The sequence below is a fragment of the Streptomyces sp. S.PB5 genome, assembly GCF_030403745.1.
Lineage (GTDB): Bacteria > Actinomycetota > Actinomycetes > Streptomycetales > Streptomycetaceae > Streptomyces.
Map to the genome: position 1 here is coordinate 151,063 of NZ_JAQMWP010000002.1, position 13,530 is coordinate 164,592.

Below are 13,530 nucleotides of genomic sequence, written 5' to 3' on the forward strand. Positions count from 1 at the left end.
CGGCGGCTGATGCCGCGGACGCCGGCGAGGGTCAGCACCCCGAGGCCGAGAAGTGCGGCGGCGGCGCCGATCAGCTCTGCGGTGGTGTGCATGGGGCCTCCGGGGAACGCTGACGGGCGGGGCTTGTCACATAGACATGAGAGCCGGCGCGCACGGCGAATCCGCTGCCGGGCCCCTCCCCGATTTCACTCGGGGAGCGGAACCCTTACGATCCTCTGTTGTGTCCAAACTGACCGACGTGCCCAAACGGATCCTGATCGGGCGCGCGCTGCGTAGTGACCGGCTCGGGGAAACGCTCCTGCCGAAGCGCATCGCCCTCCCCGTCTTCGCATCCGACCCGCTGTCCTCCGTGGCGTACGCACCGGGAGAGGTGCTGCTGGTCCTGTCCATCGCGGGCGTGTCGGCCTACCACTTCAGTCCCTGGATCGCCGTCGCGGTCGTCGTACTGATGTTCACGGTGGTCGCCTCCTACCGGCAGAACGTCCACGCCTATCCGAGCGGCGGCGGCGACTACGAGGTCGCCAACACCAACCTCGGCCCCAAGGCCGGCCTCACCGTGGCCAGCGCCCTCCTCGTCGACTACGTCCTCACCGTCGCCGTCTCGATCTCCTCCGGCATCGAGAACCTCGGCTCCGCGATCCCCTTCGTCATCGAGCACAAGGTGCTCTGCGCGGTCGGGGTGATCGTGCTGCTCACGCTGATGAACCTGCGCGGCGTGAAGGAGTCCGGCTCGCTGTTCGCGATCCCGACGTACGTCTTCGTCGCCGGTGTCTTCATCATGATCGCGTGGGGCGCGTTCCGCGGGCTGGTCCTCGACGACACCATGCGCGCGCCGACCGCCGGCTACGAGATCAAGGCGGAGCACCAGGGCCTGGCCGGCTTCGCCCTCGTGTTCCTGCTGCTGCGGGCCTTCTCCTCCGGCTGTGCCGCGCTCACCGGTGTCGAGGCGATCTCCAACGGCGTCCCGGCCTTCCGCAAGCCCAAGTCCAAGAACGCGGCGACCACCCTGGCGATGATGGGCCTGCTGGCCGTCACCATGTTCTGCGGCATCATCGCGCTGGCCATGGTCACCAAGGTCCGGATGGCCGAGAACCCGGCGGTCGACCTGCTGAAGGACGGTGCCGCGCTCGGCTCGGACTACGTCCAGAACCCGGTGATCTCGCAGGTCGCCGAGGCCGTCTTCGGCAAGGGCAGCTTCCTGTTCATCGTGCTGGCCGCGGCGACGGCGCTGGTGCTGTTCCTGGCGGCGAACACGGCGTACAACGGCTTCCCGCTGCTGGGGTCGATCCTCGCCCAGGACCGCTATCTGCCGAGGCAGCTGCACACGCGCGGTGACCGCCTCGCGTTCTCGAACGGCATCGTGCTGCTGGCGGGCGCGGCGGGACTGCTGGTCTGGATCTACGGCGCCGACTCGACGCGTCTCATCCAGCTCTACATCGTCGGCGTGTTCGTGTCGTTCACGCTCAGCCAGACGGGCATGGTCCGGCACTGGAACCGTCACCTCGCCACCGAGAAGGACCCGGCCAAGCGCCGTCACATGGTCCGCTCCCGCGCGATCAACACCTTCGGCGCCTTCTTCACCGGGCTCGTCCTGGTCGTCGTCCTGGTCACCAAGTTCACGCACGGCGCCTGGGTCGCCCTCCTCGGCATGGTGATCTTCTACGCGACGATGTCGGCGATCCGTAAGCACTACGACCGGGTGGCGGAGGAGATCGCGGCCCCCGAAGGCCCGAGCGACGACAGCGTGCGGCCGTCCAGGGTGCATTCGGTGGTGCTGATCTCGAAGATCCACCGTCCGACGCTGCGGGCGCTGGCGTACGCCAAGCTGATGCGCTCGGACACCCTGGAGGCGCTGAGCGTCAACGTCGACCCGGCGGAGACCAAGGCGCTGCGCGAGGAGTGGGAACGGCGGGGGATCGACGTACCGCTGAAGGTGCTCGACTCGCCGTACCGGGAGATCACCCGGCCGGTCATCGAGTACGTGAAGAGCCTGCGCAAGGAGTCGCCGCGGGACGCGGTGTCGGTGATCATCCCCGAGTACGTGGTCGGTCACTGGTACGAGCATCTGCTGCACAACCAGAGCGCGCTCCGGCTGAAGGGCCGGCTGCTGTTCACGCCGGGGGTCATGGTGACCTCGGTGCCCTACCAGCTGCAGTCGTCCGAGGCGGCCAAGAACCGGGCCCGCAAGCGGCAGGAATGGAACGCGCCGGGTGCGGTGCGGCGTGGTCCGGCCGAGGAGCGGGCGAAGGAGACGTCGACACCGACGTAGACTGGTGGGCTGTCGTCCGGCCTTCGCCGGTCGGCGGTTCCTCCCTCTTGACCGTTCCTTTTCCCCTTGACGTTGTGGAGTCACCCCGCCATGCAGGCAGAACCGAAGAAATCGCTGGTGGGGTTGGAGTTCGAGGTCGAGGTCGGACCCGTCGCCCACGGCGGTCACTGCATCGCCCGTACGTCCGACGGGCAGGTGCTGTTCGTGCGGCACGCGCTGCCCGGTGAACGGGTCGTCGCGCGGGTGACGGAGGGCGAGGAAGGGGCGCGGTTCCTGCGGGCCGACGCGGTGTCCGTGCTGTCGGCGTCCAAGGACCGGGTCGACGCGCCCTGTCCGTTCGCCGGACCCGGCCGCTGCGGCGGCTGCGACTGGCAGCACGCCAAGCCGGGCGCCCAGCGGCGTATGAAGGGCGAGGTCGTCGCCGAGCAGCTGAAGCGGCTCGCGGGGCTCACGCCCGAGGAGGCCGGCTGGGACGGCACGGTCATGCCGGCCGAGGGCGACAAGCTGCCGGCGGGACAGGTGCCCGCCTGGCGCACCCGGGTGCAGTACGCGGTCGACGCCGACGGCAACGCCGGTCTGCGCCGCCACCGCTCCCACGAGGTCGAGCCGATCGACCACTGCATGATCGCGGCGCCGGGCGTGAGCGAGCTGGGCATCGAGGAGCGGGACTGGTCGGGGATGGCGTCGGTGGAGGCCATCGCCGCGACCGGCTCCCAGGACCGGATGGTCATCCTGGAGCCCCGGCCGGGCGCCCGGCTCCCTCTCGTCGAGCTCGACAAGCCCGTGTCCGTCATGCGGGTCGACGAGAAGGACGGCGGCGTCCACCGGGTCCACGGGCGCGCGTTCGTCCGGGAGCGGGCTGACGGCCGTACCCATCGTGTCGGCAGCGGTGGCTTCTGGCAGGTCCACCCGATGGCCGCGGACACGCTGGTGAAGGCCGTCATGCAGGGGCTCCTGCCGCGCAAGGGCGAGATGGCCCTGGACCTGTACTGCGGCGTGGGGCTCTTCGCGGGCGCGCTCGCCGACCGGCTCGGCGACAAGGGCGCGGTCCTCGGCATCGAGTCCGGCAAGCGGGCGGTCGAGGACGCGCGGCACAACCTCGCCGGGTTCGAGCGGGTACGCATCGAGCAGGGCAAGGTGGAGACGGTGCTTCCGCGCACCGGGATCACCGAGGTCGACCTCATCGTCCTGGACCCGCCCCGGGCGGGAGCGGGGCGGAAGACGGTTGAGCATCTGGCGGGGCTGGGGGCGCGGCGGATCGCGTACGTGGCCTGTGATCCTGCGGCGTTGGCCCGGGATCTGGGGTACTTCCGGGAAGGGGGGTACCGGGTGCGGATGCTGAGGGTGTTCGATCTGTTTCCGATGACTCATCACGTGGAGTGCGTGGCGATTCTGGAGCCCGTTGGAAAGGGCTCTTGACCTGCGGTTTTCTGACTTCTTTCGCCGGATCCCCTGTTTTGCGGTGTAGGAACGGGTGAAGGCGGACGATGCCGCGTGACCTGGGTATTCGTTTTAGGGGGAGGGGTGCGCGGGGGTACCTGAGACGAAGCGCTCGTTACCGGCCATGAGCAGCTCGAAAGCGTCGCGAGGCGTCGGAGTCCGGATCTCGGTCATGGCCGCCGTCTACGAGCGGCACCGGCCGTCACACCACCTGAACCCGCCGGAACCCACCAGGCCGGGCCACACCGACGGCCTTGTCGCCCCCCTCAGGCGCCCGGCGAGGGCAGCCTCCGTACGGAACCGTAGTGCGCGACGGTGCCGCCCCGCCCCGTACGGCCACCGGTCCCGGGCGGCCCTCCGTTCGTCGTCCGCATCCGCGCAACGAGCCAGGCGCCGCCCGCGTTGTCGACCGAACGAGAGCGGACCGCCCGGGATCACTCGCCGTCCCACGGTCACTGTGCGGCGGTGGGCGGTCAGGCCGCGTCCGGCTGCGGGCTGTCGCTTCATCCCGGCGAGGCGCCGAAGGTTCCGGCCTCCGCCTCGGCTTCGCTCAGCTGTACGGTGCCGCGGTGCGAGACCTCCACCTTGTAGAAGCCCTTGCCGACAGGCACGTCCCCGACCGACACCTCGAACGTGCACATGCCGTCGCTCTCCAGCGTCGACTCGCCGAGCTGCCCCGTGACGACCACCGTGCCCGCCCCGTCGTAGACCGTGACCGCGGTGCCCTCGAAGATGTCGTCATAGCCGTCGCCGCCCTGGCATCCACCCAGGCCGTCGTCGATGACACCGTCAGCGAGTTCGAAGGTCCCTCGTGGTACCGATCCCGAAACCTGCCGTGAGCTGGGCATAGGGCTGACCGTTGCGGAGGTGGGCGAGGGTGAGCAGGGCCTGTCGGCCCGCGCTCAGGCGCCGCCATCGGGTGCCGAGAGCGCGTCGTTGTTCCCTCAGGCATGCGAAGCCTCTGGTGGAGACGGTTCTCTTGGTCCTCGCGGAGATCGGCGGAAAGACCACGGCCCCGGTGAACGGCGACGACCCCTCCTGGCGGGTTTCCACGCCCACACGACCATCCTGAGTGCCACGGTCACCGCGGGCATCCCCGTGGACGCGCGTCGATCTTCCCCCTGGCGCACCCGAGGTCCTGGGCACGCTGGGCCCCGACGGGTCGGTGGTGGCCACCGCCACCCCCGACCAACTGGCCGCGGAACCGTGGGTCGTGGGTGCCTCGGCTCCGGGCCCGCTCAAAGACTCCGGCGCGCCCGAGGACACCGCCGCCGCGCGGGCCTCGACCGGTCAGTCCTGGGGCCACCGCGGGGACTACGCCCCTCCCCGTAGCCACGGCCGTCCACGGAATCCTGTACGTGGGGACCAAGGCCTCGATGGGGATCTCCAACGGCTCCGAGATCACCGGAATCCCGTACACCTGCACCATCGGCCGGCATGACTCCCGCGTGAAGATCTGAGGACGCGAGGTGACGGCAGGCCCCATGGGAGCGAGCGCCAGGCGCGAGCAACCGGGCCGGAAACGCGAAACCGCTTGAGGCCGCCCGCTTGCCGCTGCCGCCTCACGACGCCGCCGGCGAGGCGCTCGGGGCAGGGGTATGCGGCATCGGCACGACGTTCTCCGAGCACACGACCACGAAGGGGACCCCGACCGCCGGCGGCCAGGGCGCGGAGCGGCCCTGCCCGGAGTTCCTCTCGTCCTCGTCCGCTCGGCTGAGCGAAGGCCGTCGCCCAGACACATCCGACATGTCCTTCCGTGCTTCGGATCCTGACGCGCCTTCCACCAACCGGCCACAAGGCCATCACGAATATTTGATGAATGTCATCGCATAATCGATCTCGGCTGAGGCCCCTCCCCAACCTCAAGCCCATTGCCGGGAGCGGCCGACCCATGTCGGGCCACAGGCGACACCCCCCAAGAGCAAGGTGAGTGACCACTCGATGGACCGGAAGACACTGCAGGCGATCAACGCGATCGAGTCCCTGAAAGGCCGTTACTTCAGAGGCTTGGACACGAAGGACTGGGACACGGTCGACTCGACCCTCGCCAAGGAGGCGGTGGTCGACACGACCGCGCTGGGCGGTGACCGGGTGATCGGCGCGGCGAACTACGTCGCCCTGCTCAAGCAGGACTCCGAGAACACCACCGTCCATCACGGACACACACCGGAGATCCAGCTCTCCTCACCGTCCCGGGCCACCGGGACGTGGGCCGTACAGGCGCTGGTGATCGGGTCGGACGGCAAGCGTGAACTGTGTGTCGGCCACGACCACGACAGCTATGTCCTGCGCGACGGACAGTGGTTGATCGCGGCCACCAGGTCGACCCGTCTGCACGAGGACAAGGCATGACCGCGCCGGGTGACGGCCCCCGCAACCGGGGCAAGCACGCGCTCACGCCCACGCGGCGAAAGTTCCTGATCGGCACCGGCGTGGCGGCTGCCCTGGGTGTGGCGTACGCGCTGCCCTCGGACATCACCTCCGGTGCCGCGGCCGCGCAGGACGGCCTGGACCCCGACACGGAGCTCGCCGCCGTTCAGGAGGTGAAGCAGCTCAAGGCGCGCTATTTCCGGTCGATCGACACCAAGAACTGGGATCTGCTCAGGGAGCAGTTGGCCGACGATGTCGTGGTCGACACCACTGGCTCGATGGGGCCGAAGATAACCGGCGCGGACAAGTTCATCCGGTTCCTCAAGATGACGATCGGGCCCGCCACGACCGCCCATCACGGGCACATGCCCGAGATCGAGGTGACCTCCCCGACGACGGCGAAGGGCGTCTGGGCGATGCAGGACCTGCTGCTCTTCCTGGACACGGTGAAGGTCAACGGATACGGGCACTACCACGAGACGTATTCGCTGGTGGACGGACGGTGGGTCATCAGCACCAGCAAACTGACCCGGGTCTACATGGACCCGCTCCTGAGTCTGGGCCTGCTCGGTCTGCCGGGCGAGGTACGGCTGTGACGCGCGGTGCGGCCTCGCTTCGAGTCGCGAGGCCGCACCTGCGCTCAGGCGGAGGCGCTGATCGCCGTAGCCGTCCGGACGAGCCGACGGCCGATGTCATCGATCTGTTCCTGGGGGCGCGCGACAAGGGGATGCACGGCGAGCAGCAGCGCCACACGTCCCCGGTGGTCGAACACCGGCGCGGCGACGGCGGCCACCGGTTGTTCCCGACGGGCGGAGATGTCGGGGAAACCGAGCGCGGTGAACTCCACCAGCAACTGGTCGAGCACCCCGCGGATGCTCGGGGGGAGCGCGATCGCGCCGCTGTCGAGCGTGTCGACCAGGCTGGCGGCACGCGCCACCGCGGGCGAGACGTAGTCCACGTCGAATCCGCGGTCGCGGGTCTGGGCGAGGATCTCCTCCAGGCGAGCGGCGATCGCCGGATCCGCGGAGGCGGCCCGCCCGATCCAGGCACGCCGTTCCTCATCGGTGTCCCAGGCCGCGAACCCCACCCCGAAGGGCGGCGCATACGGGATTCGGTCGCCCGGCCAGGGGCTCTCCCCTCCTTCGAACGCCGTGACCGCGAGGGAGTCGCCCACCTTCTCGCTCACCGAGGCGGCGTACCCGAACTCGGCGGCCAGCTCGACTGCAGCGGCCCGCGCGGCGGGCAGGAACGGCCGCGTGCCCACCGCCTCGGCCACCGGCGCCAGACCGGGGCCGAGCCGGAAGGTCTTGCCGGCCGGATCGCGGGTCACCCAACCGCGGTCGCAGAGGGTCTTCAGGATCGAATGCGTCGTGGCCTGGGTCAGGTCGAGGTCGCGAGCGATGTCGGTGTAACGGAGGCCGTCGCCGCCGCGTCTGGCCAACAACTCGATGATGTCGACCACGCGTGAGGTCGGCGCGGAGTTCGCCCCCCGCATCCCGGCTCCCTTCCCGACCGTCCTCGGGTCGATTCTGCAAAGTTCAAAGAACCTATATCGACTATTCGATGAGTGCAAGGCATGTCGCGTTCCCAGGAACGTGACGACGGCGAATCGGCCACAGGGCCGAACAGCCCCGAAATCGGTCGGCCTTTCGGCGACGGCACGATGCGAGTGCTGTCGCCGCACCAGAACATGGGACGCACATGACCACTGATGTTCCCGGCATTCCCGCGCAGGCGCAGGCGCAGTCGCAGGCGCACACGGTGAACGGGGAAGCCCTGCGAAACCGGCTGGCGGCCCTGGCGCCGGCCGCCCAGCACTCCGCGCTGCGGGACCTGCTCAAAGCCCGGATCGCCGAAGTGGCGGACCATGACGGGGACGGCCATATCGACGTCCGGGCACCCTGGCGGCGGCTGGGTGTGTACCGCGACGTGGGGCAACGGCTGATCGCCGCGCTGGCCGAGGCGACCGGACTGCGGTTGCTCCCCACCACGCTGTTCGACTACCCGACCCCGGAGGCGCTCGCCGAACACCTGCGCGGCGAACTGCTCGGCACCGGGCGGGTACGAGAGGGCGCCGGGCCCGCCGCGGCCGCCGGCACGCTCGGTGCGACGTCCGGCGCCGGGCTCGCGGGCGCCGCGGACGATCCGGTGGTCGTCGTCGGCCTCGGCTGCCGACTGCCCGGCGGTGTGGAGTCGCCGGAGGCCCTGTGGCGGTTGGTCGCGGAGGGCAAGGACGTCATCGGCGGCCTGCCGGGCGACCGCGGCTGGGACCTCGAGGGTCTGTACGACCCGGACCCGGCGCAGCACGGCACCGCGTACACCCGGTACGGCGGGTTCCTGGACGGCGTCGGCGACTTCGATCCCGGGTTCTTCGGTATCGGGCCGCGCGAGGCGCTGGCACTGGATCCCCAGCAGCGGCTGATGCTGGAGATCTCCTGGGAGGCGATGGAGCGGGCCGGGATCGACCCCCACGAGCTGCGCGGCAGCAACACCGGTGTGTTCACCGGTGTCTCCCTCCAGGACTACGGGCCTGCCTGGCACGAGGCGCCGCAGGAGGCACAGGGGCAGATGCTCACCGGCAACGCTCTGGGCGTCGGCGCCGGCCGCATCGCCTACACCTACGGGTTCGAGGGACCGGCCCTCACCATCGACACACAGTGCTCCTCCTCTCTGGTGGCCCTGCACGTGGCGGCGCAGTCGCTGCGCACCGGCGAGTGCGACCTGGCGCTGGCCGGCGGTGTCACCGTGATGTCGACGCCGGGCATGCTGCTGGAGTTCAGCCGTAAGCGCGGTCTGGCCCCGGACGGCCGCTGCAAGGCGTTCTCCGCCGACGCGGACGGCACCGGCTGGGCGGAGGGCGCCGGCATCGTCCTGCTCGAACGGCTCTCGGACGCCCGCCGGGCCGGCCGCCGGGTGCTGGCGGTGCTGCGGGCCAGCGGCATCAACCAGGACGGCGCGAGCAACGGCCTGACCGCGCCCAACGGCCCGTCCCAGCAGCGCCTGATCCAGCGGACCCTGGTCTCGGCCGGGCTGGGTCCGGCGGACGTGGACGCGGTGGAGGCACACGGCACCGGCACCGCGCTGGGCGACCCGATCGAGGCGGGCGCGCTGATCGCCACGTACGGCCGGGACCGGCCCGAGGGCCGACCGCTGTACCTGGGGTCGCTGAAGTCGAACATCGGGCACACCCAGGCGGCGGCGGGAGTGGCCGGGGTGATCAAGATGGTCATGGCGATGCACCACGAGCTGCTCCCGCGCACCCTGCACGTGAAGGAACGGTCACCGCACGTCGACTGGTCCGCCGGCGACGTGGAACTGCTCCAGGACCCGGTGCCGTGGCCGCGGGCCCGCCGCCCGCGCCGGGCGGCCGTGTCCGCGTTCGGGGTGAGCGGCACCAACGCGCACGTCATCATCGAGGAGCCTCCGGCGCCCCCGGTGACGGCCGTCGCGACACCGCTGCCGGTGGTGGTGTCGGCGCGGACCGACGCGGCGCTGCGCGAGCAGGCCGGCAGGCTCGGCGCGCACCTGACCGACCACCCGGACACAGGTCTGCTGGACGTCGGGGCGACGCTGGCGGGCCGGGCCCGCTTCGAACACCGTGCCGTCGTCCTCGCGACCGACGTCGAAGAGGCGGCAGCGGCCCTGCGGGCCACCGCCGAGGGAGCAGCCGTACCGAATGTGACGAGTGGCAGCGTGTCGCCGCGGTTCGTGGACGGGCGGCTCGCGGCGCTGTTCACCGGGCAGGGCGGCCAGCGGCCGGAGATGGGGCGGCTCCTGTTCGCCGCCCACCCGGTGTTCGCCCGGACCCTGGACGAGGTGTGCGCCCGGATGGACGGCCACCTCGAACGCCCGCTGGGACAGGTCATGTTCGCTCCCGAGGGCTCGGCCGAGGCCGCTCTGCTGAACGAGACCGCGTACACCCAGCCCGCGCTGTTCGCGTACGAGACCGCGCTGTTCCGCCTCGTCGAGTCCTGGGGCGTGGTCCCGGACCTGCTGCTCGGCCACTCCGTCGGTGAGCTGACGGCCGCGTACGTGGCGGGGGTCTGGTCCCTGGACGACGCGTGCAGGCTGGTCGCCGCGCGCGGGCGGCTGATGCAGTCCTGCCGGGCGGGCGGCGCGATGGCCGCCGTACAGGCCACCGAGGACGAGGTCCTGGCAACTCTGGCCGCGTGGGACGGAAGAGTGGTCGTGGCGACGGTCAACGGCCCGGCCGCCACCGTCGTCGCGGGCGACGCGGACGCCGTCGAAGAGGTCGCGGCGCTGTGGCGGGAGCGTGGCCGCAGGACCAAGCGCCTGACGGTCAGCCACGCCTTCCACTCCCCGCACATGGACGAGATGCTCGACGCCTTCCGAGAGGTCGCCGCGCAGGTCACCTACCGGCCCGCGATGCTGCCCGTCATCTCCAACGTCACCGGCCAGGCCGCCACCGACGAACAGCTCTGCTCGCCGGACTACTGGGTGCGGCACGTACGTGAGGCGGTCCGGTTCGCGGACGGCGTCCGCCGCCTGCACGATCTGGGCGCGACGGCCTTCCTGGAACTCGGCCCCGACGCGGTGCTGACCGCCATGGGAGCCGGCTGTCTGCCCGACGACGCCGTCACGGTCTTCGCGGCGACGGCGCGGGCCGGACGCCCCGAGGACGTGGCCCTGGCGACGGCCCTGGCCGAACTGCACGTACGCGGTGTCGACGTCGAGTGGCCCGCGTTCTACGAGGGCCGGGGCGCGCACCATGTCGACCTGCCCACGTACGCCTTCCAACGCAGGCGCTACTGGCTGGAGCCGGCCACCCGTACGGCGGCGCTCGCGCCGGAGCCCTCGGATCCGGCCGGCTGGCGGTACCGCGTTCAATGGCGGCCGTTCATGCCCGCGCCCACCGCGGCGCCGCCGTCACTGTCGGGGGTGTGGCTGCTGCTCACCCCGACGGGCGAAGCGGAGAGGGAGCTGGTCGAGCGCGTGGCGTGGACGGTCGACCGTCTCGGCGGCCGGGCGGTGACGGTACCGGTCGGGCGCAAGGACGCGGACCGCCGGCGGATGGCGGAGCTCCTGGAGAAGCAGATCGCCGACGCGGGGCATGAGCTGGGCGGCGTCCTGTCGCTGCTCGCCCTGGAGCCCACCGCGCACACCGATCACCCCGCGGTCACCGAAGGTCTCGCCGCGACCTGCGCGCTCGTCCAGGCACTGGCCGACCTGGAACTGGAGTCCCCCCTGTGGTGCGTCACGCGGTCCGCGGTCGCCACAGCCGACGACGATCCGGTAGCCGCCCCCGACCAGGCCATGGTGTGGGGGCTCGGCCGGACCCTCGCTCTGGAACGGCCGCGCGGCTGGGGCGGCCTGATCGACCTGCCCGCGGGGCCGGACGACGACGAAACGCTGCTGTGGTTCGGCGTCGCCCTCGCCTCGTCGGAGGGCGAGGATCAACTGGCCGTGCGCAGCCACGGGTTGTTCGCTCCTCGCCTGACGCGAGCCGAGGACACCGGTGCCGAAGACGCCGGCGAGTGGCGCCCGCGGGGCACCGTGCTGATCACCGGCGGCACGGGCGCGCTCGGCGCACGGACCGCCCGATGGCTGGCGGCGCACGGCGCACGGCGTCTGGTGCTGGTCAACCGCCGGGGGCTTCAGGCGCCGGGAGCGGCGCAGCTGGTCGGCGAGCTGTCCGGGCACGGCGTGCACATCTCGGTCGAGGCGTGCGACATGGCCGACCGGGACCAGGTCGTACGGCTGCTGGAGTCGATACCGCCCGGCGAGCTGACGGCCGTGGTGCACGCGGCCGGAGTCGGCGGTCGCTTCGTCCCGCTGACGGACATGGACCTCGCGGAGTTCGCCGACGGCGTGGCGGCGAAGGCCGCGGGGGCCGCCCATCTGCACGAGGCACTCGGCGACACCGAACTGGACGCGTTCGTCGTCTTCTCGTCCGTCTCCGCCACCTGGGGGAGCTCCGGACAGACCGCCTACGCCGCGGGCAACGCCTTCCTCGACGGCCTCGTCTGCCACCGCCGGGCAAGGGGCCTGGCCGCCACCTCGGTGGCCTGGGGCCCCTGGGGCGAGGCAGGCATGGGCGCCGAGGCGGAGATGCGGCAGTTCCTCGCCCGGCGCGGCCTGCCGCCCATGGATCCCGTCGAGGCCACCGAGGAGCTGGGGCGGGCGGTCGCCTCGGGGGCGACCATGCTGACCGTCGCCGATGTCGACTGGGACCGCTTCCTGCCGCCGTTCACGGCGACGCGGGCGAGCCGGTTCTTCGAGGAGATCACGCCGTCGCCCGCGTCTTCCGCGACGGGTGCGCCGGGCCGGTCGGACACGGAGGCACCACAGGCAGTCCGGATCACGGACCCCCTGCTCCTCGTGCGGACGGAGGCCGCCGCGCTCCTCGGCCACGCCTCACCGGACGAGATCGACCCGTCCCGCCGCTTCCTGGAACTCGGATTCGACTCGCTCACCTCGGTGCAGCTGCGGCAGCGGCTGATGACCGCCAGCGGGCTGCCGCTCGCCACCCCCGTGGTCTTCGAACACCCCACACCCGAACAACTCGCCCGCCATATAGAGGAGTTGGCGACAGTGCAGCACCAGGACACCGCCGCGTCCCCGTTGGACGACAACGGGCTGGGGGTGCGTGGCCTCTACCGGCGCGCCTGTGAGATCGGCAAGTTCTTCGAGGGGATCCGAGTCCTCCAGGCCGCCGCCAAACTGCGGCCCGTGTTCACCGAGGCGGCGGAGTTCGGCCGCACGTGCGAACTCGTGCGCCTAGCCTCCGGCCCCGAACAGCCCGCGCTCGTCTGTCTGCCGTCGATGGTGGCCCCCTCGGGCCCCCACAACTTCGGCCGCCTCGCGCTGCACCTGCACGGACGGCACGACGTGTACGCACTGCCGCTGCCGGGCTTCGGCGACGGGGACCCGCTGCCCGCGACGAGCGATCTCATCGTGGAGATGCACGCCGAGGCCGTGGTCCGCGAGCTGGGCGACACTCCGTACGCCCTGGCCGGCTACTCCTCCGGCGGCTGGCTGGCGCTCGCCGTCGCGGCCCGGCTCGAAGCCGACGGGCACTCTCCACGGGCGGTCGTTCTGCTCGACACCTGGTTCCCCAAGGACGACCTGTCCGCGGAGCAGGTCGAGGAGCAGCTCACGGGCGTCGCCGTCAACGACCACGCCTTCGCCCTGATGACGGAGGCCCAGGTGACCGCGCAGGGCGCCTATCTGGAACTGTTCGACGGCTGGCAGCCCCAGCCCGTGGCGGCGCCGGTCCTGCTGGCGCGGGCCGGCGAGCGGATGCCCCAACGGGAGCACGCCGAGGGCGCGGTACCGCCTCAGTGGGACGCTGCCTGGGATTTCGAGCACGACACGCTCGATGCCCTCGGCAACCACCAGACGATGATGAACGAGCACGCGGCCACCAACGCGGGAGCGCTCAGCGACTGGCTGCGCCGCCTGTGACCCACTGCGGTCCGGTGTGCGGTCCG

7 protein-coding genes and 2 pseudogenes are annotated in these 13,530 nt (G+C 71.3%); 5 read left to right on the top strand and 4 right to left on the bottom strand.

From position 1 onward, the window contains the following. Positions 1-220: 220 nt before the first annotated feature. Positions 221-2,269, top strand: a complete 2,049-nt coding sequence (locus PH203_RS05560; RefSeq protein WP_289917029.1) for an APC family permease — start codon at positions 221-223, stop codon at positions 2,267-2,269. Positions 2,270-2,359: 90 nt separating this feature from the next. After that, on the top strand, positions 2,360-3,688 hold the full coding sequence (locus PH203_RS05565) for a class I SAM-dependent RNA methyltransferase (protein WP_289917031.1): 1,329 nt from the start codon (positions 2,360-2,362) through the stop codon (positions 3,686-3,688). Positions 3,689-3,787: 99 nt separating this feature from the next. Here the strand turns inward: PH203_RS05565 and PH203_RS05570 are convergent. The 3 genes and pseudogenes from PH203_RS05570 to PH203_RS05580 form a co-directional block, all read right to left on the bottom strand. Then, positions 3,788-3,883: pseudogene (locus PH203_RS05570) on the bottom strand (carbonic anhydrase); the annotation flags it as partial. 329 nt (positions 3,884-4,212) lie between these two features. After that, the gene (locus PH203_RS05575; RefSeq protein ID WP_289917034.1) at positions 4,213-4,557 is read right to left on the bottom strand and encodes a hypothetical protein; all 345 of its coding nucleotides are present in this window, start codon (positions 4,555-4,557) and stop codon (positions 4,213-4,215) included. After that, a pseudogene (locus tag PH203_RS05580) lies at positions 4,526-4,705 on the bottom strand (transposase family protein); the annotation flags it as partial. The pseudogene PH203_RS05580 and the gene PH203_RS05575, both read right to left, overlap by 32 nt. Before the next feature lie 945 nt (positions 4,706-5,650). On the opposite strand from PH203_RS05580, the gene PH203_RS05585 reads away from it, so the two are divergent. Together PH203_RS05585 and PH203_RS05590 are read left to right on the top strand one after the other, a co-directional pair. Beyond that, positions 5,651-6,061: a nuclear transport factor 2 family protein gene (locus PH203_RS05585; protein ID WP_289917036.1), complete on the top strand. Its 411-nt coding sequence runs from the start codon at positions 5,651-5,653 to the stop codon at positions 6,059-6,061. Continuing rightward, the gene (locus PH203_RS05590; protein ID WP_289917037.1) at positions 6,058-6,675 is read left to right on the top strand and encodes a nuclear transport factor 2 family protein; all 618 of its coding nucleotides are present in this window, start codon (positions 6,058-6,060) and stop codon (positions 6,673-6,675) included. Before PH203_RS05585 ends, PH203_RS05590 begins: the two co-directional genes overlap by 4 nt. Before the next feature lie 44 nt (positions 6,676-6,719). On the opposite strand, the gene PH203_RS05595 is transcribed toward PH203_RS05590, so the two are convergent. After that, positions 6,720-7,574 carry a helix-turn-helix domain-containing protein gene (locus tag PH203_RS05595; protein ID WP_289917039.1) on the bottom strand — a complete coding sequence of 285 codons (855 nt, stop codon included), beginning with the start codon at positions 7,572-7,574 and terminating at the stop codon, positions 6,720-6,722. A 206-nt stretch (positions 7,575-7,780) separates the two neighbouring features. Between PH203_RS05595 and PH203_RS05600 the strand changes: the two genes are divergently transcribed. Then, complete coding sequence (locus PH203_RS05600; RefSeq protein ID WP_289917040.1) at positions 7,781-13,504, top strand: type I polyketide synthase; 5,724 nt, start codon at positions 7,781-7,783, stop codon at positions 13,502-13,504. Positions 13,505-13,530 lie beyond the last annotated feature (26 nt).

Bases quoted from the DNA above. Each gene is read 5' to 3' on its own strand.
- PH203_RS05565 (WP_289917031.1), top strand. From the start codon at position 2,360: ATGCAGGCAGAACCGAAGAAATCGCTGGTGGGGTTGGAGTTCGAGGTC.
- PH203_RS05575 (WP_289917034.1), bottom strand. From the start codon at position 4,557: ATGCCCAGCTCACGGCAGGTTTCGGGATCGGTACCACGAGGGACCTTC.
- PH203_RS05585 (WP_289917036.1), top strand. From the start codon at position 5,651: ATGGACCGGAAGACACTGCAGGCGATCAACGCGATCGAGTCCCTGAAA.
- PH203_RS05590 (WP_289917037.1), top strand. From the start codon at position 6,058: ATGACCGCGCCGGGTGACGGCCCCCGCAACCGGGGCAAGCACGCGCTC.
- PH203_RS05595 (WP_289917039.1), bottom strand. From the start codon at position 7,574: ATGCGGGGGGCGAACTCCGCGCCGACCTCACGCGTGGTCGACATCATC.
- PH203_RS05600 (WP_289917040.1), top strand. From the start codon at position 7,781: ATGACCACTGATGTTCCCGGCATTCCCGCGCAGGCGCAGGCGCAGTCG.